Source organism: Actinokineospora sp. NPDC051303, from assembly GCF_055586285.1.
The window spans coordinates 61302-86607 of the sequence record NZ_JBVJIN010000029.1 but is presented as its reverse complement, the minus strand read 5'-3'; the positions used below and the strand labels follow the sequence as shown (position 1 = coordinate 86607).

General features: G+C 70.8%; 21 protein-coding genes. 1 reads left to right on the top strand and 20 read right to left on the bottom strand.

Going from position 1 to position 25306, the window contains the following annotated elements:
* Positions 1–128: 128 nt before the first annotated feature.
* The 6 genes from phoU to ACZ6SD_RS21900 all read right to left on the bottom strand — a co-directional run bounded on the left by phoU (position 129) and on the right by ACZ6SD_RS21900 (position 10378).
* Positions 129–794, bottom strand: a complete 666-nt coding sequence (phoU, locus tag ACZ6SD_RS21925) for a phosphate signaling complex protein PhoU (protein ID WP_465318827.1) — start codon at positions 792–794, stop codon at positions 129–131.
* Between the two features lie 71 nt (positions 795–865).
* Positions 866–4666, bottom strand: a complete 3801-nt coding sequence (locus ACZ6SD_RS21920; protein WP_465318826.1) for an LCP family protein — start codon at positions 4664–4666, stop codon at positions 866–868.
* A gap of 2114 nt (positions 4667–6780) precedes the next feature.
* Entirely contained in the window at positions 6781–7716 is a 936-nt protein-coding gene (locus ACZ6SD_RS21915) for a GGDEF domain-containing protein (RefSeq protein WP_465318825.1), read from the bottom strand.
* Positions 7717–7880: 164 nt separating this feature from the next.
* Positions 7881–8339, bottom strand: coding sequence for a hypothetical protein (locus tag ACZ6SD_RS21910; protein ID WP_465318824.1), 459 nt, complete (start codon positions 8337–8339; stop codon positions 7881–7883).
* On the bottom strand, positions 8339–9478 hold the full coding sequence (dusB, locus tag ACZ6SD_RS21905; protein WP_465318823.1) for a tRNA dihydrouridine synthase DusB: 1140 nt from the start codon (positions 9476–9478) through the stop codon (positions 8339–8341). Before dusB ends, ACZ6SD_RS21910 begins: the two co-directional genes overlap by 1 nt.
* 90 nt (positions 9479–9568) lie before the next feature.
* Positions 9569–10378: a hypothetical protein gene (locus ACZ6SD_RS21900; protein ID WP_465318822.1), complete on the bottom strand. Its 810-nt coding sequence runs from the start codon at positions 10376–10378 to the stop codon at positions 9569–9571.
* 133 nt (positions 10379–10511) lie between these two features.
* Between ACZ6SD_RS21900 and ACZ6SD_RS21895 the strand changes: the two genes are divergently transcribed.
* Positions 10512–11240, top strand: coding sequence for a 3'(2'),5'-bisphosphate nucleotidase CysQ (locus ACZ6SD_RS21895; RefSeq protein ID WP_465318821.1), 729 nt, complete (start codon positions 10512–10514; stop codon positions 11238–11240).
* Here ACZ6SD_RS21895 and ACZ6SD_RS21890 read toward each other — a convergent pair.
* The 14 genes from ACZ6SD_RS21890 to ACZ6SD_RS21825 form a co-directional block, all read right to left on the bottom strand.
* Positions 11228–12181, bottom strand: a complete 954-nt coding sequence (locus ACZ6SD_RS21890) for an aminoglycoside phosphotransferase family protein (RefSeq protein WP_465318820.1) — start codon at positions 12179–12181, stop codon at positions 11228–11230. The genes ACZ6SD_RS21895 and ACZ6SD_RS21890 overlap by 13 nt on opposite strands.
* A gap of 16 nt (positions 12182–12197) precedes the next feature.
* The gene (locus tag ACZ6SD_RS21885) at positions 12198–12539 is read right to left on the bottom strand and encodes an isocitrate lyase/phosphoenolpyruvate mutase family protein (protein WP_465318819.1); all 342 of its coding nucleotides are present in this window, start codon (positions 12537–12539) and stop codon (positions 12198–12200) included.
* A 292-nt stretch (positions 12540–12831) separates the two neighbouring features.
* Entirely contained in the window at positions 12832–14085 is a 1254-nt protein-coding gene (locus tag ACZ6SD_RS21880; protein WP_465318818.1) for an IS701 family transposase, read from the bottom strand.
* Positions 14086–14609: 524 nt separating this feature from the next.
* Positions 14610–14936, bottom strand: a complete 327-nt coding sequence (locus ACZ6SD_RS21875; protein ID WP_465318817.1) for an STAS domain-containing protein — start codon at positions 14934–14936, stop codon at positions 14610–14612.
* Complete coding sequence (locus ACZ6SD_RS21870; RefSeq protein ID WP_465318816.1) at positions 14933–16981, bottom strand: glycogen debranching protein; 2049 nt, start codon at positions 16979–16981, stop codon at positions 14933–14935. The genes ACZ6SD_RS21875 and ACZ6SD_RS21870 overlap by 4 nt, the downstream gene beginning before the upstream one ends.
* On the bottom strand, positions 16978–18786 hold the full coding sequence (locus ACZ6SD_RS21865; protein ID WP_465318815.1) for an AGE family epimerase/isomerase: 1809 nt from the start codon (positions 18784–18786) through the stop codon (positions 16978–16980). The genes ACZ6SD_RS21870 and ACZ6SD_RS21865 overlap by 4 nt, the downstream gene beginning before the upstream one ends.
* A gap of 27 nt (positions 18787–18813) precedes the next feature.
* Positions 18814–19425 (bottom strand): DJ-1/PfpI family protein, encoded by a 612-nt coding sequence (locus ACZ6SD_RS21860; protein ID WP_465318814.1) that lies wholly within the window; start codon positions 19423–19425, stop codon positions 18814–18816.
* 132 nt (positions 19426–19557) lie between these two features.
* Complete coding sequence (locus ACZ6SD_RS21855; RefSeq protein ID WP_465318813.1) at positions 19558–20082, bottom strand: Cif family virulence factor; 525 nt, start codon at positions 20080–20082, stop codon at positions 19558–19560.
* Positions 20083–20112: 30 nt separating this feature from the next.
* Positions 20113–21732, bottom strand: a complete 1620-nt coding sequence (locus tag ACZ6SD_RS21850; RefSeq protein WP_465318812.1) for a thiamine pyrophosphate-binding protein — start codon at positions 21730–21732, stop codon at positions 20113–20115.
* A gap of 9 nt (positions 21733–21741) precedes the next feature.
* Positions 21742–22569 carry a type 1 glutamine amidotransferase domain-containing protein gene (locus ACZ6SD_RS21845; protein WP_465318811.1) on the bottom strand — a complete coding sequence of 276 codons (828 nt, stop codon included), beginning with the start codon at positions 22567–22569 and terminating at the stop codon, positions 21742–21744.
* Between the two features lie 110 nt (positions 22570–22679).
* Positions 22680–23366, bottom strand: coding sequence for an EthD domain-containing protein (locus ACZ6SD_RS21840; protein ID WP_465318810.1), 687 nt, complete (start codon positions 23364–23366; stop codon positions 22680–22682).
* Positions 23363–23689 (bottom strand): muconolactone Delta-isomerase family protein, encoded by a 327-nt coding sequence (locus tag ACZ6SD_RS21835; RefSeq protein WP_465318809.1) that lies wholly within the window; start codon positions 23687–23689, stop codon positions 23363–23365. Before ACZ6SD_RS21835 ends, ACZ6SD_RS21840 begins: the two co-directional genes overlap by 4 nt.
* Positions 23690–23711: 22 nt before the next feature.
* Positions 23712–24749, bottom strand: a complete 1038-nt coding sequence (locus ACZ6SD_RS21830) for an ankyrin repeat domain-containing protein (RefSeq protein WP_465318808.1) — start codon at positions 24747–24749, stop codon at positions 23712–23714.
* Positions 24746–25207 (bottom strand): nuclear transport factor 2 family protein, encoded by a 462-nt coding sequence (locus ACZ6SD_RS21825; protein ID WP_465318807.1) that lies wholly within the window; start codon positions 25205–25207, stop codon positions 24746–24748. The genes ACZ6SD_RS21830 and ACZ6SD_RS21825 overlap by 4 nt, the downstream gene beginning before the upstream one ends.
* Between the last annotated feature and the right edge of the window lie 99 nt (positions 25208–25306).

Here is a 25306-nt window from a genome sequence, read left to right as displayed (position 1 = left end):
CTTCCCACCCGTCTTTCACACGGCGATCTTCCTTCGTAGGGGCCCCGAAGAAACCACTCCACCCCATCGAGCCCACCACGAAACCCAGCCCACGAAACCCCAGACAGCCCCCGAGCAGAGCCCAGAACTCAGATTTCTTCGTCCCCAAAGGCACCAGGCATCCGGCCAGTGACCACGAACACGACCCGCTTCGCGACCGACACAGCATGGTCGGCGTAGCGCTCATAGAAGCGCCCCAGCAGAGTCACATCGACCGCCGAAGCCACCCCATGCGGCCAGTCCTTGTTCATGATCACCGTGAACAGGTGCCGGTGCAGGTCGTCCATCTCGTCGTCGGCGTCCTCAAGGGCGCGGGCGGCGGCGACGTCCTGGCTGCGGATGACGGCCTCGGCCTTGCGGGCCAGTTGGACCGCGACCCGGCCCATCTCGGCGAAGTAGCCGTGCACCGGCTCCGGCAGCACCGGGGACGGGTGCCTGCGGCGGGCCGCCTTGGCCACGTGCAGCGCCAGGTCGCCCATGCGTTCCAGGCTTTCGGCGGCGTGGATGGCCGCGAGCACCGTGCGCAGGTCGGTCGCCACCGGGGCCTGCAGGGCGAGCAGCGCGTAGGCGTGTTCCTCGCAGGCCGAGCGGGCGTCGTCGATCTTCTCGTCGCCGCTGATGACCTGCTCGGCGATGCTCAGGTTCGTCTCAAGCAGAGCGCGCGTGGCGAGCTCCATCGCCTCGGCGACCATGGAGCACATGCTGCCCAGGTGGTCGGCGAGCTGTCCAAGTTCGAGATGGTAGGCCTCACGCATGGCCAACAGCCTAGATGCCGCGGGTCGGAAGTTCGCCATCTAGGGGTGAACCCGTGGTGAACGAGTCGGAATTACGCGCAGGTCACGTCGTTGGCGTTGACCGTGGACAGGTCTTGCGGGAGTTTCGCCGGGGGCGGGGCCGCGACCCCGCCGTCTGAGCCGGGGGCTACCACCTGGCCGGTGAACTCCGGTCCGATGACCAGCATCAGCGCCGTGGCCATCGCCGGGTCTTCCTGCAACTGCGCCCCCGGCACCGACGAGGCCAGGGTCTGCGCTTGCGCTTCGTTGCCCCGGCCGTAGCGCACGACCGTCTTCGGCACCGACGGGCCCGCGTTGACCTGGACGACGGTGTAGCCGAGCGCGGTCAGCTTCTCCGCGGTGCGGCGGGCGATGCCGCCGGTCTGGTTGCCGCCGTTGAGGACCTGGATCTTGAGCGTCTTCGGGTCCACCGGCTGCTGCTGGGCGCGCAGCGGCGCGGGCTGCGGCCGGGCCTGGCTGGCGCCCGCGCTGGGCGCGGGCTGCTCGCCGGGCAGCGGCTGGTCGTTGATGATGGCCTTGAACAGCGCGTCGGTGTCCTCCTTGCGGAGCACCTCGTTGCCGCGGCTGTTGGACTCGCCGACGGTGGGCACGGTGATGAAGGTGACCCGGCCCGCCTCCAGGCCTTGCAGCGACTGGCCGAGTTGGAACAGCGACTCCAGGCCGACGTTGTCGCCGAAGGTGGACTTGGCGAACTCGCCGGTGAACTGGGTCAGCTTCGCCGGGTCGAGCAGCACCTGGCTCGACATCGCCTTGCGCAGCAGCGACGACAGGAACCGCTGCTGGCGCTTGATGCGGCCGTAGTCGGAGGTCGGGTCGCCCTGCACGTAGCGCGCCCGGACGAAGTCCAGCGCCTGGTCGCCGCGGAGCAGGACGTCCTTGCCCGGCTCCCGCACGATCCACTTGTTCAGCTTCGTGTCGAACATCGGCTTCTCGACGCAGACATTGACGCCGTCGACCGCGTCGACCATGCCGCGGAAGCCGTCGAAGTTGATGCCGATGAACCGGGTGATGTGCAGGCCGGAGATCTGCTGCACCACCTTGGTCACACACAGCGGGCCGCCCACCTGGTAGGCGGTGTTCATTTTCGCGACCTTCTGCGCGGACACCTGCTCGCCGGTGTAGGTGTTCGACTTGGAGTCGAACCGCTCGCACCCCGGCCTGCTGATCTCCAGGTCACGGGGGAACGACACCACCACGACCCGCTTACGGTCGGCTGGGACGTGCGCGATCATCACCGTGTCCGACCGCGCGCCCGGGACCTGCCCCGCGTCGCCAAGGCCCTCTTCCGCTTCCGCGCCCTCCCGGGTGTCGGAGCCGACCAGCAGGAAGTTCTCGTCGCCGCGCTGCCCCTCGGCGTTCTGGATCGAGTCGGAGTCCGGGTCGAGCGCGCGCACCTTCTCGATGCCGCCTTCGGCCCACTGCGTGAACGCCCACCCGATCCCGGTCGCCAGGAACACCAGCCCGGCCACCACGGCGGCGACGATCTTCGCGATGCTGGTCGAGCGGGCCTGGTGGCGCGCCTTCTTCTCCTGCAGCCGCGTCGCGGGCTGTTCTTCCTCCGCGTCGTCCTGCGCGGCGGGCCGCACCAGCACGGTCGGGTCGGCGGGCAACTGCGCCAACTCGTCAAGGTGCTCGTCGAGGGCGTCGCCCTCGGTCGCCCACGGGTTGAGCTTGAGCCGCTTGGACTTGCGGGCCTTCTCTTCGGCCTTGAGTTCGTCGTGCACCGCGGAGAACCGCGCCAGCGTCTGGTCGACCCGCCGCCGCTTCTGCACGGCCTCGCCGATCGGCTCCATCTCCGTGGTGAGCCCCATGATCTCCGCCGCGGACGCGTTCGGCGGCGGAGTGAGCGCGACCCGGGTCGTGGCCTCGGGATTCTGCGGCCCATCCGGCGGCAGCGGCGGCATCGAGGAGTTCCCGGGCGGCTGCTGACGCGGAATGCGCGGCCGGGCCTGCTGCCCGTCCGCGGGCACCACCGGCCCCCCGACCTCGGTCGGCGCGTCCCCCTGCGCCATGAGCCGCCTGCCGATCGCCCCAGCGTCATCGGGGTCGTGCCCGCTGAGCCGCTGGTCGATGTCACCGGCGGGCTCGACGTCCACGCCCTCGGGGCCCCTGCCTCGCCGCACCGGCGGCTGGGCGCCGGGCTCGGCGGCGTCGGCCGGGAGTGGTTCGCCCGGGGCCGGGAACCGCGGGTCCACCGGGAACTTGCCGGTGCCGCTGGGGGGCGCCTGCCGGGGGTTCAGGGGGAACTTCCCGGTGCTCCGCGGCCCGGGACCGCCGACCGGGCGCCGCGGCCCGGCGGGGAACTCGCCAGTGGGGGCGGTTCCGGGAACGGGGGACTGCGGTTCGCCCGGGTGGGGCGCCGGGGAGCCGGGGGCGGGCAGTGGTTCCACCGGGTATTCGCCGGTGGCGTGGCGGGTGGGACCGCCGCGCCGGTTGCCCGCCGGGTCGTGACCGGTGCTGGGATCGGCCGGATAGGGGCTGTGCCCGTTGCCCGCCAACGGTTCTTGCGGGTTTGTCGGATGCTCGCCGGTGGTGTGAGCTGGGGGGGCGGTGCGCCGGTTTCCTGCCGAGGGGGGTGCGGAAGCGTTGTCTGGCAACGGTTCCTGTGCATTGGCAGGGTGGGGTGCGGGGGCCCCGCGCCTGTCGCCGGTTTGTTGAGGGCCGAGTCCGTTGTCCGGCAACGGTTCCTGCGGGTTGCCCGGGAAGGGACGCGGGGCGGAGCCGCCGCGCCTGGTGGGGAAGTCGCCGGTGGGGTGGGGGGTGTTTCCGTTGTCTGGCAGTGGTTCTTGGACGTTGGCTGGGAAGGGACGCGGGGCAGAGCCGTGCCTGGTGGGGAACTCGCCGCTGGCGTGGGCAGTGTGTCCGTTGTCGGGCAGCGGTTCCGGCGAGTTGCCCGCGCGTGGGGCCGAGCCGCGTCCGGTGCCTGCGGGGAACTCGCCAGTGGGGTGGGGAGTGTTTCCGCCGTTGGGCAACGGTTCCTGTGCGTCGCTCGGGAAGGGGCGTGGGGCGGAGCCGCCGCGCCTAGTGGGGAAGTCGCCGGTGGGGTGGGCGGTATTTCCGTTGCCTGGCAGCGGTTCTTGGGCGTTGGCCGGGAAGGGGCGTGGGGCGGAGCCGCCTCGTCCGGTGCCAGGGAACGGTTTTTGGGTGTTGCCTGGGAGTTCATTGGTGGGGCGAGGGGCTGAGCCGCCGCGCCTGGAACCGGTGGGGAACTCGCCGGTGGGGTGGGGGGTGTGGGCGGTGTCGGGTAGCGGTTCTTGGGTGTTGGCTGGGAATCCGCCCGCGGGGCGGGGGGCGCGCCTGCCGCTGGTGGGGCGGGGGCCGTTGCCGGGCGACGGTTCCGGTGTGTTGGTGGGGTGGGGGGCGATGTCGTTGCCGGGGAACGGTTCCGGGGAGCCTGCCGGGAACGTGCCGGTGGGTGGGCGCCTGCGGCCGGTGGGGTGCGGGGCGCGCCCGGTGTCGGGCAGCGGTTCCTGTGCGTCCGCTGGGAACTCGCCTGTTGGGTGCGTGGTGGGGCGGGGGCCGCGGGTGTGCGGGGTGGGGCGGCGGTCGTTGGCGGGTAGGGCGGGGAGACCGGTGCTGAAGTCCGGTTCGGTGTGCTCGATGGGGATCGGGCGGCGGCGGCCCGCGGGCAGCGAGCGCTGACCGGTGGGGCGGCGGTTCTCCTGGCCGGTCGCGGGGACCGGGGGGAGGCCATCGACTTCGGTTTCGTCCGCGCGGGCGGGCTCGCCGCGGTGGGGAAGGGAGCGTTGGGCGTCGGCCCGCCCGCGGCGGGCGGACTGGGCGAAGTTCTCCTTCTGCCCGCGCTTGCCGGAGGGGGCGATGGGACCCAGCAAGTCCGCGACGGTCTTCGGGATGCCGTCGTCCGGCTGCGGCGGGGTCGGCCGTTCCAGGGGGCGCTGGCCGGTGGACTGCGCGATGACGTCGGCGGGGACGGAATGCGTTGCCGTGCGGTGCTTCCGTCGGGACTGGGCGCCCGGCTGCGGTTCCCGCGCCGCGTCGGAACCCGGGTTCCGGAGGTCATCGCCCGGCGTGGGGGCGGTCGGGTCGGGTCGGGGCCCGGAACCCGCGTCCTGCGGCGAATCGAGCGGCCCGCGAGACCCCCGCGAGCCCGCGTCCGGACCCAGCGCCCGGCGACCGGTACGGGATCCACCCCGCGGCGGTGTCGACTCAGGACCCAACGGCGGCTGACCCGACCGGGGTCCGTCTTGCGGCGCCGCACCGGACTCGGCCGCCAAGTGGCGTTCCCGAGGACCGGAGCCGGAGGTGCCGAGGCCCGGAGCCGCTGTCCTGCGGCTGCGGGAACCAGTTCGCGGCGCGGCGGGATCAAACGGGCGGTCGTGCTGGGGACCGGAGTCGGCGTTGCCGAGGTCGGGCTCTGACCTGCCGGTGCGGGGGCCCGTTGGTGTGGCGGTGTCGAACGGTCGGTCGTGTCGGGGTTCGGAGCCCGGGGTGCCGAGGCCCAGCTCTGTCGGCCTGTGGCCGCGGGGACCTGTTGGTGTGGAGCCGAAGGGCTGGGCGTCGGCGGTGCCGGGGCTGGATTCGGTTGACCTGCTGGTGCGGAGGCCTGTTGGTGTGGAGCCAAGGGGCTGGTCGTGTTGGGCCTCGGCGTTGCCGAGGTTGGGTTCGGTAGACCTGCCGGTGTGGGGGCCGGTTGGTGTGGCGGTGTCGGAGGGGCGGTCGCGTCGGGGTTCGGAGCCGGGGGTGCCGAGGCCCGGTTCCGTTGGCCTGTGGCTGCGGGGTCCGCCTGCGGGCTGGCCGTGCTGGGTGTCGGCGTTGGCGAGGCTGGGCTCTGTTGGCCTGCTGGTGCGGGGGCCGGGTGGTGCGGCGGGGTCGAAGGCCGACTGGTGGCGGGGGCCGGAGCCGGGGGCGGGTTCGGCTGTCCGGCGGGTTCGGGGGCCCGCAGTGGGGTCTAGCGGTGGCCGCGCGCCGGGTGCGTCGCTGCCGGGGGCAGGCGCACGGCGGGTTCGGCGTCCGGTTGTTCCCGTGGGGTCGACGGCTTGTCCGGGGCCGGTGGGAGTGGCGGGACCCGGCTCGGCTGCTCGGCGGGGTTCCGTCTGCGCGGCGGGGTCGAATACTGGAGGGCGGGAGTCAGCCGCGTCGCCGCTGGGGTCCGCTGCTCGGCGGCGCTTCCGGGGGACCGATTGCGGGGCTGGTGAGTCGGCTTCGCGGGGGGTGGGCCCGCGGCCCGCTTGGGGGGCCTGCTCGGGGCGGGCGCGGCGGCCGGTGGGACCGGTCGGGGCGGGCGCGTCGGAGCCAGGGGCCGATGCTGGGTGGAGAGCGGCCTCGGCAGCCGGGGTGGGCCGAAAGGCGGCTTCGGTGTCTGGAGTAGGCCGGAAGTCGGCCTCGGCAGCGGAGGTGGAGCGGAAGGCGGCCTCGGCAGCCGGGGTGGGGCGGAAGGCGGCTTCGGTGCTCGGGGTGGGGCGGAAGGCGGCTTCGGGGGCAGGGGGGGCTGCCGGGGAGTTGCGGGGCGGCTGCGCCTGGTGTCTGGGGGCCTCGTCGGGCTCATCGGGGGTGGGCTCGGGGTGGGGGACCGGCATGAGGTTGGACCGGGAGCCGCTGTGGCGCTCTACCAGGTCGGAGACGCTGACCCCGCCCGCGTTCTCCATCGACCGGCGCCTGCGGCGGGGCTGCTCGGTCGGTTCCGGGGCGCGGCGCTTGCCGCCTGCGCGGGAGCCCGGTGTGCCGTCGCGGTCGTAGTCGTCGGGCACCCGTGCTCCTTTCCAAGATGCAGCAGTGCTGCGCTAACCGTTGTCGGTTGGTTATCAACACGTTGCGGTGCCGCGCTCAGTTGCTTACCCGATCGTGTCACTCTGCGGATGCGATAGTACGGATGGTGGTCGCCCGTGACGACCTTCTCGGCAAGTTTGTTCACCGACGGTGCGCGTTTTTGTGGATATTGCTAGCCCGATCGGGGTATCCGGGGGAAACGCCGCCCTGCGGGCCCTCGTTAGCGCGCCGTGGTCCTCGGCTCGGTGACCGCTCGCCTGCCCGCGGCGGCTCCGGCCAGGTGAGCCTTGCCGTCGAGCAGATATGCGACGGCGTTGCGGCCGGACTGCTTGGCTGTGTACAGCAACGCGTCGGCCTCGCGGAGCTGGCGTTCCGGGGCCCTCGGTGTGTCATCGGCCACTCGAATGGCCGGTTCGTGCGCCAAGCCGACGCTGACCGTCACCCGCAGGCCCAGGACCAGGCTTGACCAGGCGTAGCTCTCCACCCGCGCGCGGGCCGCCTCGGCGAGGTCGACGGCGGTCAGGCGGTCGACGCCGGGAAGCACGAGCACGAACTCCTCGCCGCCGTAGCGGGCGCAGAAGCCGCCGTCGGGCAGGCCCTGCTGCAACAGCTCCACGACCCGCTGCAGCACCCGGTCGCCGACCAGGTGGCCGAAGGTGTCGTTGACCTGCTTGAACCAGTCCAGGTCGACCAGGGCGACGGCGAGGCCGTTGGCGCGGCCCTGCTCGGCGACCAGGTCGACCAGGCGCTGGTCGAGGTAGCGGCGGTTGTAGCTGGCGGTGAGGCTGTCGCGGATGCTCTGCTCGTGCGCCTCGGCGTGCTCGCGGCGCAGCCGGTCGACCTCGCGGCGGAACTGCTCCGGGATCTGCGGCGGCTCGCTCAGCTCCGACATCAGGTCCAGCGCCGAGCGCAGATGCTGGTAGGCCTGCCGGTACTGCCCGCGGGAGGCAAGCAGGGCGGCGATCGACTCGTGCAGGCTGACCAGGTTCGCGGCGTCCGCTGGCGGGTCGGCGTCCGGATTCTCGGCACGGTCGGTGATCGCGGGGTGACGCAACGGAATGGTGGGTTCGCTGACCCGGTGATCCCGCCACGGGGTCTCCCGCTGGTCGGGCTCGGGCTTGGCGACACCTCGTCCCAGAACGGCCACCGCGGTCACCTCCCTACGTACGTGTGTGTCGTCCTGAAAGACGGTCCGCTTAAGCGGGCGGGACGCATGGGCGTCGGAATTCCCCCTACTGGTGGACCCCATGCTGGGCCAAAGCGGTGACGAACCGAGTAGTAGGTAGCCGTGTGCACTCGTTTGGAGTCACCCGGATGGGCTCAGTCGGTGGGGCAGGGAGTGAAGCCGTACGCCCTACCGTCAAGGACGACGACCCGCTGGGAGCCGATCTGCTCGGCCAGCGTCGCGCTGTCGCGGCGGATTCTCACCGACACGCCGATGACGTACACCGCACCGCGCGGCGGGTTCGCCGACTGCTCCGGCTTCCACTTGGTGTCCGGGCGCAGCGTGGACAGCGCGGGCTCGATCCGCAGGGTGAGGTCGCCGAGGTCGCAGAAGCGGTCGTCGTAGTCGGGGTGCTGGGTGCGGCGCAGGAATTCCCGCTGCGCGCTCGCGCCCTCCGCGCCCGCCTCGTTGAGGTCGGTGAAGTACCGGCTGACCAGGGTCCGCTCCGCCTCGGGAGCGGCCTCGCCGCCCTGCGGGACCGCGGTTCCGGCGACGGTGGTGGCGCAACCCGCCACGGCGATCATGGTCAGCAGCCCGCCCAGTGCGCGGCGCATCAGCCCCCCGAGTGCATGAGTTCGGCGCCCGCCGGGACGGCGGCGTCCTCCGGATCGTCCAACCAGCCCTCTGGCAGCACGACGCGCCCCGGCGACCCCTGCCGACCGCGTGGGCCCTCCGCGTCGTCGGGGTAGGGGGCGTCGTGGTCGAGGTCGGCGATCAGGTCTTCCAGCTCCGCGAGCGTGCTGACCAGCGCGAACCGCTTGCGCGGCTCCGAGCCGATCGGGAAGCCGCGCAGGTACCAGGCCATGTGCTTGCGCAGGTCGCGGATGCCCTTGTCCTCGCCGAGGTGCGCGGCGAGCAGGGTCGCGTGCCGGTGCAGGATCGCGCCGACCTCGCCGAGGCTGGGGCCGTCGGGGATCTCCTGCCCGGAGAACACCGCGTGCAGCTCACGGAACAGCCACGGGCGGCCCAGGCAGCCGCGGCCGACCACGACGCCGTCGCAGCCGGTCTGCTCGACCATCTTCACCGCGTCGGCCGCGCTGAAGATGTCGCCGTTGCCCAGGACCGGGATGGTGGTCACGGCCTCCTTGAGCCGCGCGATCCGCGACCAGTCGGCCTGCCCGGAGTAGCGCTGCGCCGCCGTGCGCGCGTGCAGCGCCACCGCCACGGCCCCCTCCGCCTCGGCGATCCGACCGGCGTCGAGGTACGTCAGGTGCTCGTCGTCGATCCCGACCCGGAACTTCACCGTGACCGGAATCCCCGCTGGCTCCGCCGCCCGCACGGCGGCGGCCACGATCTGGCCGAACAGCCGCCGCTTGAACGGCAGCGCCGCCCCGCCGCCCTTGCGGGTCACCTTGGGGACCGGGCAGCCGAAGTTCATGTCGATGTGGTCGGCGCGCCCCTCGGCGGCGATCATGCGCACCGCCTCGCCGATGGTGGCCGGGTCGACGCCGTAGAGCTGCATGGAGCGGGGCAGCTCGGCGGGGCCGAACGTGATCATCTCCATGGTCTTGGCGTCGCGCTCCACGATGGCGCGCGCGGTGATCATCTCGCAGACGTAGAGCGAGGTGGGGCTGCCGAACTCACGGCAGAGCGTGCGGAACGCGACGTTGGTGATGCCCGCCATGGGGGCGAGCACCACCGGCGGCTCGACGGGGTAGGGGCCGATGCGCAGGGCCTGGGTAGGGGACGCCACCGCACCAGGCTAGCCGCGCCGCCGGTACGCCGTTCGCGCCGCGCGGCGTCCGAACGGCGTACAGCGCGCTCGGGTCAGTGGTCCCCTGCGTCAGTGATCGAGGTCGGCGTACCAGTCGGAGAGGGACGGGTCGCCGGAGTCGTCGGGGGTGAGGTTGTCGAACAGGTCGCCCGCGTCGGTGTCGTCGGTGCTGTCGTCCGCTGCGCTGTCATCCTCAGTGCTGTCGTCCTCTGGGCTGTCGAAGGGGTCTTCCTCGGTGGGGATCTCCAGCGGCACGTCGATGGGGGTGGCCTCGGCGGAGTCCTCTGCTGGCTGGTCCCGCTCGTCGGCCGGGTCGGTGGCGTCCGGCTCGAAGTCGGCGGCGTCGCCGTCGTCGGTGGGGTGGTTCTCGAAGCCGCCGTCGTCGGGGACGTCGGAGGGGACGTCCTGGGTCTGGTCGGTGTCCTGCGGCTTGTCGTCCGGCACGTCGGACGGGACGTCCTGGGTCTGGTCCGACGGGGTCTCCGTGGCAGGAGTCTCTGTGGCAGGGGTCTCTGTGGCGGGCGTCTCGGTGGCCGGGGTTTCCGTGGGCGGAGTCTGGGCGGTCGGCGTCTCGGTGGGCGGGGTCTCGGCGGGCTGGTCGTGCGTGCCGCCCTGGCCCTTGGCGTTCCACGTGCCCTCGCCGGTGGGGTCGCTGTAGGCGGACTCGGCGACGCCGTCGTCGTTGTAGTCCAGCAGGGCGGTGTCGGCCACGCCGTCGCCGTCGGAGTCCCACATGCGGTCGTCGTAGCGGCCGTCGCCGTCGAAGTCCACGGCGATGGCGTCGGCGGACCCGTCGCCGTCGACGTCCACGTTGGCCTGGCCGTGGTGCACGTTCGGGTCGCCCTCGCCGGTGCCGAACCGGTACTCGATGTCCGCCATGGTGTAAAGCCCCTCACTGGGTCGAAGTCGACGGGTAGACGTGCGTGCCCCCAGCCCGGTTCCACACCGGACCTCGTTCGGGGTTGATAAGTTCGGGATTCGTTCGGGATTCGACTGTGGGGGAGGGAATCCGGTGACGGACACGCGGTTGGCCGCCGACCTCGCGCGCGGCGCGGGCGCGCTGCTGCTGGCCCTGCGCGCCGAGGGCGGGCCCGACCTCGGCCGCCGCGGCGACGCGGATGCCAACGCGTACCTGCTGGCCAGGCTGGCGCGGGAGCGGCCGGGGGACGCCGTGCTGTCCGAGGAAGCCGCGGACGACCCGGCCCGGCTGACCGCGGACCGGGTGTGGATCGTCGACCCGCTCGACGGCACCCGCGAGTACGCGCTGCGGACCCGGCCGGACTGGGCCGTGCACGTGGCGCTGTGGCAGCGCGGCGTGGGCCTGACGGCGGCGGCCGTCGCCCAACCCGCGCTCGATGCGGTCTATGCCAGTGATTTTCCGCCCACCCCGGCCAGTGTGTCGGCGCGGCCCCGGTTGCTGGTCAGCGACAGCAGGCCGCCCGCGTTCGCCGCCGAGGTCGCCGAGCGGGTGGGCGGCGACCTGGCGCCGATGGGGTCGGCCGGGGCGAAGGCGATGGCGGTGCTGCGCGGCGAGGCCGACGGGTACCTGCACGCGGGCGGGCAGTGGGAGTGGGACTCGGCGGCCCCGGTCGCGGTCGTGCGGGCCGCCGGGCTGCACGCGTCCCGAGTGGACGGTTCGGCGCTGCGTTACAACCAGCCGCACCCGTACCTGCCGGACCTGGTGATCTGCCTGCCCGACCTGGCCGGGCCGCTGCTCGCCGCGATCGCTCAGAGCAGGTAGGACGGCTCGGCGACCGCGACGAGGTTCGCGCGGGGCTGGTCGGCGAACTCGGTGGACGCACCGGCGATGGCGCGGCGCCAGGTGAACACGCGCACGATCTTTCCCAGACGGCAGGCCACTTCCAGCTCGGCCACCAGGTCGCGGCGGGTGGCCAGGTCGGTGAACGGTTCGAGGTAGGCGTCCCGGCCGCGCCGCACGGTGGCCCGGTCGACCCGGCTCAGCCTGCCGAGCACGGCGAGCATGGTGGTGAACGGGTGCGCCACCACGCTGTCGCCCCAGTCGAGGAAGCGGCCGTCGCGGAAAACGTTGTTCCGGTGCAGATCCTGGTGATCGATGCTCGCCGGGACCGGCGACGCGGCCAGGCGGGCGCACCACGCGGCGACGGTGTCCGCCATCGCCGCGACCCGGTCGGGCACATCGCCGACCAGGGCGACGGCCTCGGCGAAGCGGGCCGGCAGGAGCGCGGGCCGCATGTCGGCGACCCCCGCGGCGAGCAGGCGGCCGACATGCGGAGCCAGAGCGCGCTGCGTTTGGGCGTAGAGCGGGAGAAACTCGATCAGGGCGGCGTTGTCGGCGAGGGCCGGGCCGCCGTCGGGCAGCAGCAGCCAACCGCGGTCGGCGTCGGCGGCGATCGGCTCCAGCACCCGGTCGGGCACGACGTCGCGCACCACGGCGTAGAGGGCGACCTCGAACCCGGTCCCCGGACCGGTCGCCTTGAACCACACCGGTCCCGCGCTCGTCGGCGCGGTCAGCACCGTCGACCACGGCCGGATCCTGGGCTGGGTGACCGGTCCGGTGCGCGCGATGCCCGCCTCGGTCAGCCGCTCATCCAGCCAGGACACGGCTTTCGCGCGCCAAGCCGGTGACGACCACACCCCGGTTCCGGACTCCACGCGGACACTGTGCCGCATCCCGGCGGCGGGGCGCGCGCCAATTAACATGACTGTCTACAGTGGTCTAACTAGTGGGGTCCGCCATCAGCTCGTTGACCTTGGCGTAGCTCATGGCGTTCGCGGTGAGGGTGAAGGTGCCGGACTCGGCGATCTCCTGGGCGGCAAGCAAAGCGGCGGTGATCGCGGCGCGCGGCAGCGCCGAGCCCAGGCTGATCCGGCGCGCGCCCAGGGCGGCGAGCTTGCTGATTGAGTACTTGGCGGCCACGCCTGCCGCCAGCACGTTCACCGGGCGGTCGACCGACTCGCACACCGCACGGATCGCGTCGATGGTGGGGAGGCCAGGGGCGTAGAGCACGTCCGCGCCCGCGTCGGCGTAGGCGCGGAGCCTGCGGATCGTGTCGTCCAAGTCGGGGTATGAAGGAAGATCGCCGTGTGAAAGACGGGTGGGATGCCTTCGGCCTCACACGTGCGGAGCCAGCTTAGCGATCTTCCTTCTCCCCCGAAGAAACCACTCCACCCCATCGAGCACCTGGCAGGGTTGGTGCTGCCTGGCAGGAGGGCGGGTGTGCTTCCCTGCCTTCCTTGCTCCGCTTGGTCTGGTCCTGCTTCTCCTCGCTTGGTCCTGCTGCGTCGAGTGCTTGGTGAGGGCCGCTGACCGGGCGCACATGCCGCGACGTTGGGGCATGTGCGCCCTTGGGTCAGGACGGTTGCCGTACTCGTTCGCTTGAGGTTGTGGTGAGTTTGGCGAAGGTGAATGCGGCTGACACCAGGGTCATGTGGTGGTGCCAGCCGCGGTAGGAGCGGCCCTCGAAGTCGAGCAGGCCGTAGTGGGCCCGCAGGTCTTCGTGGTCTACCTGGGTGCGTTCGACCATTGAGCCCAGGGCGATCACCTCCGCGGCGCGCAGGTCCGTGCGGTTGGTCAGCCACAGCTTCGGCCGGTCGTGTCGGGCCGAAGGCAGGGTGCCGACCAACTGCAACGCCAGACCGCCGCCGCGGGCCGCTGAGCCCGCGGGCAGGCGCACCGGCACCGACAGGGCCTGGGTGGCGCGGGGCCTGCCGTTGACACCCGGGGACCAGGTGACCACCTGGCGGTGGGTGAGATCGGCGCCGCGCAGGCAATCCTTCGCCTGCACCAGGTTCTGGCCGCGGGCCGGGCCCAAGCCAGTGCCGACCGCGGCGAGATGCGGGCCGGGCACCACCGGGAGGGTCGGGGGGACCTCGAAGACGAAATCGGTCCCCAGTTCGGTCAGTTTCGCCATCAGGCGGTCGGCGCCCGGCATGTGCCGCAGGTCGCCGACAACCGGGGCGCGGGTGGTGCCCCAGTCCGCGCCGACCTCGTCCACGAGGTCGGCGGCGTACTCCCACTCAGCTTGCGCGCGCACCGAGGACGGGATGTAAGCCCGGTCCCGGCGGCGGCGGTCATTGGTCCATCGCTCGGACAACTGGATCCGCCAGTTGACCGGAATGCTCGCCGCGTCCGAGGCGAGATAAAGGCCGGTGCCGACCTGGCAATTGAGCGAGCGGCCCTCTTCCGGCACAAACCTGCGCTCCACGCCGACAGAATGGTCGCCACGTTTCGGAATAGTCGTGTTGGCGATGACCCAGGCGCGCGGCCTGAGGAACTCGTCAACTTTCTCGGCGATGCGGGATCGGACACCCCGCCAATCCCACGGGCTTTGATTGATGAATTGCTGCAATGACTGCGAAACAGGTAGCTCCAGAACCTCTTCCGCTATTCTCCTAACCGACTTCCGGCCGCGCCCGAGTAACAGTCCTCGTAGGTAGACCTCGGCCCATCGCCGCTGGTCAGAGCGCGGAAGCGAACTAAAGTTATCTTGTGCGAAATATGCCACCTCATCATTCTTGGCCAGCGAAAGGCCGGTATGCAGACTTTCCTCGACCACTGTGTGACCCCCATTGCTGTTACACCACTCGCACAACCGATACTCCATATAGGCGACGTACTCGGCAAGTATGACTGCGGTAAGTTGCGACGATCTCGTGAGGTTGACCGTACGCGCTATAGAGGAATGCATATTCGAGTGCCGCCCGGTGCTCACTCTCCGTAGAGGGCGGCATTGCGGTTAACCTGGAACTCCCCATTGGGCATGCGCGCTATCAGCGCGGAGTTGATCAGCTTAAGTCGCCGCCGCCGGAACTGTTCACGGTCAGTAGTCATTCAGACGCGTGTTTAGCACAGCGGCTGGATGGCCCGCGAACGTGACCGGGAACACTATCCGCGCGCGGGTCGGACGGGGCCAACTGGTTGACACCGCAAGGAACATTTGGGGGTCGCGTCCACTGCGGGAATTCGCCGGCGCGCGGGCGCGACCTTTGTCGATTCGATGTCTGGACATTGTCCAGGATGTGTGTTCGGTGGCCCCGGCAAGCATCCGCTATAGCGGATGGTGGGGGCCGTTCGGGCTTTCCTTGCGGTTCGTGATTGATTTCCCTGGGCGGCCCCCACCCGAATTGATCAAGATTGCGTCCGCCCCCGGTCGGCGATGGTGATCGCCTGGTCGAACCCGGCCAGCCGGAGCGTGGCCACCACCTCCGCGCTCGCGCCGACCACGATGATCGACGCCGTCGGCGGCAGCTTCTGCTGGGCGAACGCCAGCCACCGCACTCCCGCGGACGACAGCGCGCGCAGGCCGGTCATGTCCAGCACCAGGCGGTCCAGCGGCCGCTCGGCCGCCTGCTCCACCAGCGACCGGAACACCGGCGCGGTCGTCGCGTCCAGCTCACCGGTCAGGTACACCGTGCCGGTGCGGCCGTTGAAGCCAAGGTATGCCTCGAAGTTCACCGCTCGTCTCCTTCGGTTGCCCGCCGTGCCTCCAGCACGACCACGGATTTGCCCGCCAGCACCAGGTCCCCGCCCAGCGCGGAAGCGTCCACGCCGTCGCGGGCGGTGTCGGCGAAGACGTGCCAGCGGTGGCCTGCGGGCGGGTCGGGCGGCTGGACCCGGACCTCGGCGAGGTCGGTGTTGGCCGCCACGAACACGGTGTCGGCGTTCTCGGCCCGGTCGGCTGGCTCGTGCAGCAGCATCGCCAGCAGCCGCGCGTCCGGCGACCAGTCGGGCTCCCCCGGCCGGACGCCGTGCCAGCTCACCGGCGGGTACTGGGCGCCGTCGGCGGCGTCGCCGCTGGGGTGCCGACCACGCCGCAGCACCGGGTGCCGGGCGCGGAACGCGATGAGCGCCCGGGTGAACGCCACCAGGTCCGCGTTGGCCTCGGCCAGCGTCCAGTCCACCCAGGTGATGTCGTTGTCCTGGCAGTAGGCGTTGTTGTTGCCGCGCTGCGTGCGCCCGAACTCGTCGCCCGCGAGCAGCATCGGCACGCCGTGGCTGACCAGCAGCAGCGCCAGCGCGTTGCGCGCCTGCCTGCCGCGCAGCGCGAGCACACCGGCGTCGTCGGTCGGTCCCTCCCAACCGCAGTTCCAGCTGTCGTTGGCGTCGTGGCCGTCGCGGTTGTCCTCGCCGTTGGCCTCGTTGTGCTTGCGGTCGTAGGCGGTCAGGTCGGCGAGGGTGAAACCGTCGTGGCAGGTCACGAAGTTGACCGAGGCTCCGGTCCCCCGGCTGCCGTAGAGGTCGGGCGAGCCGACCAGGCGCGCGGCCAGCTCCCCCGCGCTGCCCGGACCGGCGATGAGGAACCGGCGCAGCGCGTCGCGGTAGCGGCCGTTCCACTCCATCCACCGGCCGTAGTCGGGGAACGAGCCGACCTGGTAGAGCCCGCCCGCGTCCCACGCCTCGGCGATCAGCTTGCGGTCGGCCAGCACCGGGTCGTGCGCGACCGCCTCCAGCAGCGGCGGGTTGGCCAGCGGGCCGCCGTCGGTGCCCCGCGACATGATCGAGGCCAGGTCGAACCGGAAACCGTCCACATGGAACTCGACCACCCAGTGCCGCAGGCAGTCGAGGATGAACTCCCGCACCACCGGGTGGTTGCAGTTCATCGTGTTGCCGGTGCCGCTGAAGTTGTAGTAGCCGCCGTCCGGGGTGAGCAGGTAGTACGTGGCGTTGTCCAGGCCGCGGAACGACTGCGTCGGGCCGCGGTGGTCGCCTTCGCCGGTGTGGTTGAACACCACATCCAGCACGACCTCGATGCCCGCCGCGTGCAGGTCCCGGACCAGCTCCTTGAACTCCCGGGCCGCGTCGCCGGGGTCGGCGGCGTAGGCGAGCTTGGGCGAGAAGAAGCCCACCGGGTGGTAGCCCCAGGTGTTGAGCCGGGGCGGGCCACCGGCGACGTCGGTCTCGTCGAACTCGAAGACCGGCATCAGCTCGACGCAGTTGACGCCCAGCTCGCGCAGATACGGGATCTTCTCCCGCAGTCCGGCGAACGTGCCCGGATTGTCCACTTGGGACGAATCGTGCCGGGTGAAGCCGCGGACGTTGAGCTCGTAGACCACCAGGTCCTCGGTCGGGACGCGCGGCGGCCGGTCGTCGCCCCAGTCGAAGTCGTCCGGGCGCACGGCCTTCGCGCGATACCGGGGACGCTGCCCCCATTCCTCGCCGCCGACCACGAGTTTCGCCCTCGGGTCGAGCAGCAGCGCGTTCGGGTCGAACCGTGCGCCGGGCGCGTGCGCCGGGCCGTCCGCCCGCAGCGCGTAGTGCGCCAGGTCCGGGTCGAGCCCGAGGACGGTCATGGCGAACACGTCGCCGACGCGGTACTCGTCCGGGAACGGCAGTTCGGTCAGCACTTCGCCGCGCTCGGGGTCGAGCAGCACCAGCCACAGCTTGTCGGCGGTGGTGGAGGCGACGGCGAAGTTGACGCCATCGTCGGTCACGGTCGCGCCGAGCGGCAGCGGCGTGCCGGGCCGGACCCGGAACCCGTCCACCCAGCGGATTCCGGTCATGGCAGGTCTCCGGTGGGGGTCAGCCGCACCTGGACGGTCAGGTCGGAATCGCTGTCCGGCAGCCGGACGGCCATCCGCTCGGCGTCGAAGTCGCGGTAGGGCTCGCCGTCGACAAGGACCTGGTCCAGCCGCACCCGGCCCGAGGGCAGCACGTCGGGGGCGACCCGCAGCAGCCCGTCCGGGAAGTCGGCGTCGGCCCGGGGCCGGAACCACAGGTTCAGCGGCTCGCCGCGCACCAAAAGTCCAGTGTAGACAGTGGCGAGGTAGGCCAGCTCCGCCGAGTGGTACATGCTCATCGAGTGGCTGCCCTTGAGCCGCTCGGTGCCCATCAGGTACGGGACACCGGTGGCCAGGACGTTGAAGTAGACGCCACCCTCGTCGTGGTCGAGGAAGAACGCGTTGTAGAACGCGGCGGCTTCCCGGCCGTGGGTCAGGAACTCCGGGTCGCGGCGGTGCCCGGCGAGCACCAGGTACGCCAGGATCGCCTGCTCCTGCTGCCACCACGCCTTGCGGTCGTGCCAGACGAAATCATGCGGCGCCTGCCGCTGCACCAGGTCGTACCAGCCGCCCCGGTGCGCGTCCCGGCCCACCTCGGGCATCGTCCGCGCCAGCGTCTCGGCCAGCCGCTGGTAGTCGTACTTCGGCAGCGCCGCGCCCATCCGGGTCAGGTTCCAGGCGATCTTGAGGTTGTGCCCCACGACGGCCCGGTCCTGCTGCCAGCCCCAACTCCGGTCCGGCGACCAGTCCGCGTGGAAGCGCTCCTGCACGAACGGGGTCCCGCGGTCGGGGAAGTGGGAGACGATCATGTCGAAGGTGTGCTCCAACATGCGCAGGTGCCGCTTGTCGCCGGTGGCCAGGTAGAGGTTGAACAGGTACGCGGGGGCGTGGTCGCCCACCGAGTTCCAGTTCTTGCGCGACCGGTTCGCCCCCAGCGACGGGTGGTGCGGGCTCAGCTCCACCGGGTCGATGTGCGAGTAGTAGCCGCCGCGCGCCGGGTCGGCGAAGAACCGCTCGAACAGCCGCATCGTGCCGTCGATGTCCCGCTTGATCGCGGGATCGCCGGTGACGCGGTAGTTCTGCACCAGCCCGGCGAGCGCGTAAATCTGCTCGTAGGCGGGGATCGCGCGGTAGTCGTCGTCGAACTCGGAGGTGAACAGCTTGCGCTCGCGGCCGCCATTCACATCGATGCCGTGGTACCAGTAGGTGACGTTCTCGTCGGTGTCGACAAACCGCATGTGGTCGCGCAGGTACTGCGACCCTCGGTCGGCGACGGCGAGGAAGTCCTCGTCGCCGGTCAGCATGAACGCGGCCGACATTCCATACACCAGACGGGAAATCGTGTCGGTCTCCTGGACGTGCCTGCCGTTCTTGTCGCCGCCCAGCCGGATCTCGGTGCGGTAGTCGGCGTAGTCGATCTCGCCGCTGCCGAACTGCGCGCGCCGGTAGAAGCGGGCCAGCTCGGTGAGCTGCGCGGTCCACCAGCCGGGCCGCTCGAACGCGTGAGCGTGCGCGTCGTCGCCGACGAAGATCAGGCTCGTGGCCTGGTAGCGCAGGCCGTCCGGCTCCGGGTAGACCGGGCCGTAGGCGAACAGCAGCCGCCCCGGCCGCAGGTGCTCGGCCAGCCGCCCGGTCACGTCCCGGTACGGCTCGCCGAGATTGCGCAGCAGCTGCGCGGAAGTCGTGTCGGTCAAGTGCAGGACGATCCGCCGACCGTCCATTGTGCGCAGTCGGATCTTTCCGTTCTCGTGCTCCTCCAGGTATCCTGCGGTGGTGTCGGAGAAGGTGTGGTCGATCTCAGCGCCCACGGGAAGCCTCCTTGGCAGCCACCGGGATCAGCGCGTCCGCGCGGCGAGCCGCTCGATCACGGTGCGGGCCAGCAGGTTGCACTGCTCCACGGTGCGCGAGGTGACCAGGTCGGGGCCGTCGACCACGACGTCCTGGTCGGTGTAGAACGCGCCCATGTTGCGCACGTCGCCGACGAGGTTGTTGTGGCAGGTGACCGCGCGGCCCTTGACCAGCTCGGGCACCGCCGACAGCAGCAGCAGACCGTGGCAGGAGAACGCTTTGATCAGGTTCGGCAGCCGGAACGCGCGCCGCATCACCTCGACCGCGGGCGCCTGGCGGGCCACATCCTCGGCGTAGCGCAGCCGGTCGGAGACCATGCCCGAGGGCACGACCAGCGCGGAGAACCGGGACAGCTCGTCGTAGTCGAGCTTCTCCAGATCGCCGGTGACGGTGATCGGCGCGCGGTGCTCGTGGCCGGTGAAGGTCTGCGATTCGCTGCCCCACAGCCGGGTCAGCAGCTCGACTTCGGCGCCTTCCTCGGCGAAGCGCATCAGGTAGTAGGCGATTTCCGCCTCGACGTAGTCGCTTTCCATCAGGATGCCGATCCGCTTGCCGGTGAGCCTGCCCGCGGTGATCGGGTCCTGGACGTTCTGGGTCATGTTCGTAGCCTTCTGGTTTGAGTCCTCTGTGGACGCCCACCCGGCAGGCGCGCGGGCAGCGCGCGCCTGCCAGGTGGGCGGGTGGCCGTCGAGGCGCCCCCGTGCGCGCTCGACGGCGGGGATCGACGCCTGTTACGCGGCCGCGCTCTCAGGACGGGGCCCGGTCGCGGGCACAACGGCGGATCCCGGCATGGGGGCCGAGCCCCCGACGGTGCAGGTCCGGATCTTGGGGCGGCCGCCCTGCATCACGACCGACCAGTGCTCGGTGACGGTGACGCCGACCCAGACGCTGTTCGCCGACGGCGGGCGCCACATCCGGCACTGCCAGTTCACCCGCAGCTCCACTTCGGCGTGCCACGGCGAAGTCGGCGTCACCTTGACCTCGACCACGTCGTGGTCCTCGTCGAAGAACGTGGCGATCGTCTCGCCGTACCAGGCCGCGAAGTCCTCGTGGCTGCGCACCGTGCGCCGGGGCAGGTGCATCGCCAACCCGGCCGTGGTCAACAGCTCCAGCAGCACCGCGACGTCGTCGTGGCGGTCGAGCGCGGCGAACCAGTCGCGCACGAGCCCGCGGACGGTCGCCTCGCTGATCGGCCGCTCGCCTGCCTCGCCGGTCCCGGTGTCGTCCAGGGCAGGGTCACCGTCTCTCGCGTTCATTTCCGCTCCTCTCTTGTCGTGACCGAAAGGTCAGTCGATGACCAGGTCGATGAGGAACGGCCCGTCCTGCGACAGCATCGTCTCGACCGCGGAGTCCACTTCGTACAGTCGCTCGACGCGGCGCGCGGGAACCCCCAGCGCCCCGGCCAGCTCGGTGAACTGGATGTCCGGATTGGACAGGTCGAACGCGGCCGGGAAGGAGTGCGGCTCCATCCCCAGCTCCCGCCAGTACTGCTCGATGTTGAGGTCGAGCAGGTGGTAGCGGCGGTTGTTGCAGATGACGAACTTCGCCCCGATGCCGTACCGGGCCGCGGTCCACAGCGCCTGGAAGGTGTACATGCTGCCCCCGTCGCCGGTGAAGGCGACGACCGGAAGGTCCGGCCGGGCGAGCTTGATCCCCAGCGCGCCGGGGATGCCGACGCCGAGGGACCCGCCGCGGGTCTGGAAGAACCGGCCAGCCTCGCGCGGCGGCAGGTACTTCGCCAGCGGCGCCGACGCGGTCAGCGCCTCGTCGAACACCACCAGGTCCTCCGGCGCCCGCCCGGCGAGCCTGCGGACGAACCGGTCGAGGACGGTGTCCTGTTCCAGCGGCGGTTCCGGGTGCGTCAGCCGCGCGCGCACCTCGGTGCGCGCGGGCAGCGACCCCGGCCGCTGCCGGACCAGTTCCCGGCCCAGCGCCGAGAGCGTCAGCTTCGGGTCCGCCACGATCCCGATGCTCACCGGGTGGTTCTTGGCGATCTCGTAGCTGTCCAGATCAATGTGGACGATCTTCGCGTCCGGCTTGAACGGGTTTTCCAGCGTGGGAAAGACTTCCGGGAAGACGTAGGTGCCGACGATCAGCACCGAGTCCGCCTCGGCGACCACGCGGGCGCTGTCCGCGCCGAACATGTGCCCGAGCGCGCCGCCGTAGAGCCGGTGCGTGGCGTCGAAGTTGAACTCCGAGGAGTTCACCCCCCACACCGGCGCGTCCAGCGCCTCGGCGACCTCGGTGAGCTCGCGCTGGGCCCCGCTGGTGGCGACGCCGTCGCCCATCAGCACCAGCCGGCGGTCACCGGCCAGCAGCGTCGTGGCGGCGGCGGCCACCAGCGAGGGTTCCGGCACGACCCGGGTGTTCGGGATCGAGGTGGGTACGACCGGCTCGGTGGTGAGCTGGTCCATGATGTCGGCGGGCAGCACCACCACGACCGGGCCGCGCGGCGGGGTCATGGCGATCTTGATGGCCCGCCGCAGCACCCGCAGCGTCGATGACGGGTCCAGCACGCGGGTGGCGTACTTGGTCACCGGCCTGGCCATCGCGACCAGGTCGGCGGCCATCTGCCCGTCCATCGCGTCGTAGGACACCCCGGCCTCGCCAACCACGACCACCAGCGGCGAGCCGCCGCGCTTGGCCTGGTACAGCATGCCGATCCCGTTACCCAGTCCGACTCCGCTGTGGAGCTGGACCAGACCCGGGCGCTGGGTGGCCCGGGCGTAGCCGTCGGCCATGCCGACGGCCACGCCCTCGTGCAGCGCCAGCAGGTAGTCGAGGTCGAACTCGGCGCCCGCGTCCAGCAGGCCCTGCTCAACGGTGCCCGGGTTGCCGAACATGTAGTCGATGCCATCGGCGGCGAACTGCTCGAAGATGGCGGTCTTGCCTGGCCTGCCGTGCATGGCGCCCTCCTACCAGCCGTACCGGCGAAGACCGTTTTCCAGGGTCTGCACCAGCAGCTCGCCGCTCAGCGTCGAGTCCGGAGTGGACCGCGCGGTGATGAACGGGTAGTCGACGATGACCGAGGTCTCCTTGCCCACGTTGCCGTGGAAGCGACCGATGGGGCGGGTCGCGTCGCGCAGGATGTACTCCAGCGGGTACGGCGGCGGGCCCATGTTGAACTCGACGCCGACGAAGCCGGTGCCGTCCTTGTAGTCGTACTCCTTGGGGTGGCCGGTGACGTGCTTGTTCTGCAGGATGCTTTCCCGGCTCTCCAGGTCGCGGGCGAAGGCCAGGACCGCGACGCCGTAGCACTCGGCCAGGATCGGCTTGTCCGCTGCGACGAAGCCGAGCACCAGCTCGTGCAGCCGCTCGTTGTTGGCCAGGTCAACGATGGGGCCGCTGCCGCCGACGATCACCAGCGCGTCGAAGCTGGACACCAGGTCGGAGATGGCCGCGTCGAGCCTGCGGTTGTAGTCCTCGACCTCGCGCAGGTGGTTCACGGCGCTGTAGTACGGGCGCTCGGGAACCAGGTCGGCGAGGCTGAGCGGGTTGTCCAGCCGGGGCGAGGCGTCCAGCTCGCGGACCCGGCGGGCCATGTCCGCGGTGGTGACCGAACGGCCCAGGGGCGGGTCGATGTAGTCGGCGTCCATGCTCGGCGGCAGGGCCACGGGACGCTTGCCGGTGGGGGTCAGGAAGGTGACCCGGTAGCCCGCGGCGTCGAACGCCTCGATCGGGCCGACCAGTTCCTCACCCCAATAACCGAACTCGGAAAGGACGACCAGCACACGCTTGGTCATGGTTCTCCCTTCAGGAGAATTAGTTGGGGATTTCTCTTTCAATACAACCCTTGTGCCGCCGGGCGGACAAGGAAACCGGTGCGACAGGGCGCACTTGGCGAAATAGTTTTTCAGTTTGGCCCGATGACCCAGTTCTCGCGCACGGCGAGTTTGTGGACATAGCGGGGCTCGGTGAAGGTGGCGAGGTCGGCCATGGCGCGGGCGAACTCCGGGCCGCGGATGGCGGCCCGCAGCGCGTGCTCGTCGTCGAACCACAGCTGGTAGGCGCAGTCCAGGACGGCCTCGCCGATGCCGTAGGCGCCGTCGCGGGTGAAGTTCTGGTAGTAGCGGCGCAGGCCGGGGACCTTGCTCATCAGCGGCGCGTGCGCGTCCCGGCTGTACTGCCGGAACTCGGTGAGCGGCATGCCTTCCCGGCGCTTGACCAGGACGAAGAGTTTGGTGCCCGGTCGGTCCGCGCGCTGCTCCGGTCCGGGCAGCACGACGTGCGCGTCGGTGTCGAGCACCAGGGTGCGCCAGAACGCGGCCCAGCGGGGCTCGTCAATCCGGGCGCCCTCAAGGAACTCCGGGGTTTGCAGCGAGGCGAGCTGTTCTTCCTCGTTGGCGAGCCAGATCTCCGCGACGCCGCTCCACAGCGGTTCCTCGTCGTAGGACAGCTCGACCCGAGTGTCCACAGCGTACTGTCGGATCTGCGGGATCTTGGCCGCGTACCGCACCGCGTGCTCCTGCACCCAGTAGCGGTGGAACTCCTGCTCGCTCATCCCCGGCCGGGGGTAGGCGAAGATCAGCTGGTGGATCATGCGCCAGCCCCGTCCTCGACCGGGCGGTAGCGGTTGGCCACGTCGTCGGCGAAGCCGAGGTAGTCGCGCAGCGGCCAGATCACCTCGAACTCCAGGTACTCGCGCATCGGGAGGCGGAACACCGAGCGGTCGAGCTCCTCGGCGGACTCGGCGTCCACTACGGCGATGACCCGCTTCTGCCCGGCGACCTTCCACAGGCCGACGCAGTAGCCGGAGTTGAGGGTTTCCTCGGCGTGCCGGGTCTCTTCCTCCTCGATCTCCCACAGCTCATCGAGGCTGATGCGGCCCTCGTGGTTCCACCGCATCTGGCAGTAGAAAAGCATGGTTTCCCCTTCTTTTGGGTTTCTAGCTCGCGTCCCGCAGCGTCTTGGTGAGCGGGTGGTCGGCTCCGAAGACGTCGACGGCCATGTCCAGCGGCGTCTTGTCGTCGTGGCCGACGAGGTCGAGGCGGGCGCCCGCCTCGATGAGGATTCGGGAGCAGTCCTCGAATCCGTGCCACAGGGCGTCGTGCAGCGGGGTGTAGCCGTTGGTGGCGCCCTGGAAGTCGATGTCGATCCCGGGCGTGTCGACCAGGATGCGGGTGATGTCGGCGTGTCCGTTGTAGACAGCCTTGTGCAGCGGGCACGCGCCGAAGGTCGGCTCGGTGGCGTTGATGTCCGCGCCCGCGGCGATCAGCGCGCGCACGATCTCGGTGTGCCCGTCGCGGCTGGCGACCAGCAGCGGGGTGTGCAGGTCGTTGAAGCCGTTGAGGACCGGGAAGCGGGCGTCCACTTCGGCCCCGTTGGCCAGCAGCACCTGCACGGCGATCAGGTCGCCGTCGGTGACCGCGGCCATCAGCTTCTGCCGCTTGACCTCCTGCTCGTCTGCCTCGATCCGCCTGCGCAGCAACGCTTCCCCGGCCAGCAGCTTCTCCCGGCCCAGGGTGTTGACGTTGATCGCGTACTCGAAGTGCTCGCGCATCGAGAACCCGTAGTGCGTGGCGAGGTTCAGGCCCGCGTTGCGGTCGAGCAGGTAGCCGACGATCTCGGGGTGCTTGTACCAGAACGCGTCCAGCAGCGGCGTGTGCCCGGTGGTGGTGGCCACCGCGTCGATGAACGCGCCCGCCTCGACCAGCACCCGCACGGTCTCCAGGTCGCCGCCCTGCACCGCCTTGTGCAGCGCCGTGCCGCCCGCGGTCCGGTCCGTAGTGTAGATGTCCGCGCCCGCCTCGATCAGCAGCCGGACCATGCCCGCGTCGCCCCGGCCCGCGGCGATCATCAGCGGCGTCAGGCCGTCCGACCGGCGGGTGTTGAGGTCGACGCCGTTGCGCAGCAGGCCGCGGACTTCGAACTGGTCGCCGCGCCGGACCGCGTTCAGCAGCAGGGTGCGCATCGCCTCGCTCATGCCGACACCGCCGCGAGCGCCGCCCGGTCGCCGCGCAGCGCGCGGATGATCTCCGACGGGTCCGTGTAGGACTTCCAGCGGGTGATCTTGCCGTCCACCACGGTGAGCCACTGCACGAACTCGATCTCGAAGTCCATGCCGGTGTCCTTGACGGTGGAGATCTCGTGCACCACGCCCGCGGCCTCGTCGCCGGTGACGGTAAGCCGCACCAGCTCCTCGAACTTCACCTCGACCACGGAGCCGAAGCTCTGGAAGGAGCGCAGCACCGCGTCCCGGCCGCGGTGCGTGCCGATCCACGGCATGTCGGTGTTGTAGCCGGGAACCGGGGTGTAGTTGATGAACTCGATGTCGTCGGCCATGAGCAGCAGCGCGGTGTCGATGTCACCGCTGGCGAGCGCGCTGAACCAGCGCCGGGCAACGGCCTCGGTCCGCGCGCTGAGGTCGGATGAATGGGTCACAGCAGGTCCTTTTTCCAATTCAAGCCAGGGATGCCATTTCTCGTGGCGAGAAATGCGGACGGCGAACGCCGGGCGGGAGAACCGTTCTCGGCTGCGTCA

Bases quoted from the DNA above. Each gene is read 5' to 3' on its own strand.
- ACZ6SD_RS21855 (WP_465318813.1), bottom strand. From the start codon at position 20,082: ATGAACGCGAGAGACGGTGACCCTGCCCTGGACGACACCGGGACCGGC.
- ACZ6SD_RS21860 (WP_465318814.1), bottom strand. From the start codon at position 19,425: ATGACCCAGAACGTCCAGGACCCGATCACCGCGGGCAGGCTCACCGGC.
- ACZ6SD_RS21850 (WP_465318812.1), bottom strand. From the start codon at position 21,732: ATGCACGGCAGGCCAGGCAAGACCGCCATCTTCGAGCAGTTCGCCGCC.
- ACZ6SD_RS21880 (WP_465318818.1), bottom strand. From the start codon at position 14,085: ATGGAGTATCGGTTGTGCGAGTGGTGTAACAGCAATGGGGGTCACACA.
- ACZ6SD_RS21845 (WP_465318811.1), bottom strand. From the start codon at position 22,569: ATGACCAAGCGTGTGCTGGTCGTCCTTTCCGAGTTCGGTTATTGGGGT.
- ACZ6SD_RS21890 (WP_465318820.1), bottom strand. From the start codon at position 12,181: ATGTTAATTGGCGCGCGCCCCGCCGCCGGGATGCGGCACAGTGTCCGC.
- ACZ6SD_RS21900 (WP_465318822.1), bottom strand. From the start codon at position 10,378: ATGGCGGACATCGAGTACCGGTTCGGCACCGGCGAGGGCGACCCGAAC.
- ACZ6SD_RS21835 (WP_465318809.1), bottom strand. From the start codon at position 23,689: ATGCTTTTCTACTGCCAGATGCGGTGGAACCACGAGGGCCGCATCAGC.
- phoU (WP_465318827.1), bottom strand. From the start codon at position 794: ATGCGTGAGGCCTACCATCTCGAACTTGGACAGCTCGCCGACCACCTG.
- ACZ6SD_RS21830 (WP_465318808.1), bottom strand. From the start codon at position 24,749: ATGAGCGAGGCGATGCGCACCCTGCTGCTGAACGCGGTCCGGCGCGGC.
- ACZ6SD_RS21910 (WP_465318824.1), bottom strand. From the start codon at position 8,339: ATGCGCCGCGCACTGGGCGGGCTGCTGACCATGATCGCCGTGGCGGGT.
- ACZ6SD_RS21840 (WP_465318810.1), bottom strand. From the start codon at position 23,366: ATGATCCACCAGCTGATCTTCGCCTACCCCCGGCCGGGGATGAGCGAG.
- ACZ6SD_RS21870 (WP_465318816.1), bottom strand. From the start codon at position 16,981: ATGACCGGAATCCGCTGGGTGGACGGGTTCCGGGTCCGGCCCGGCACG.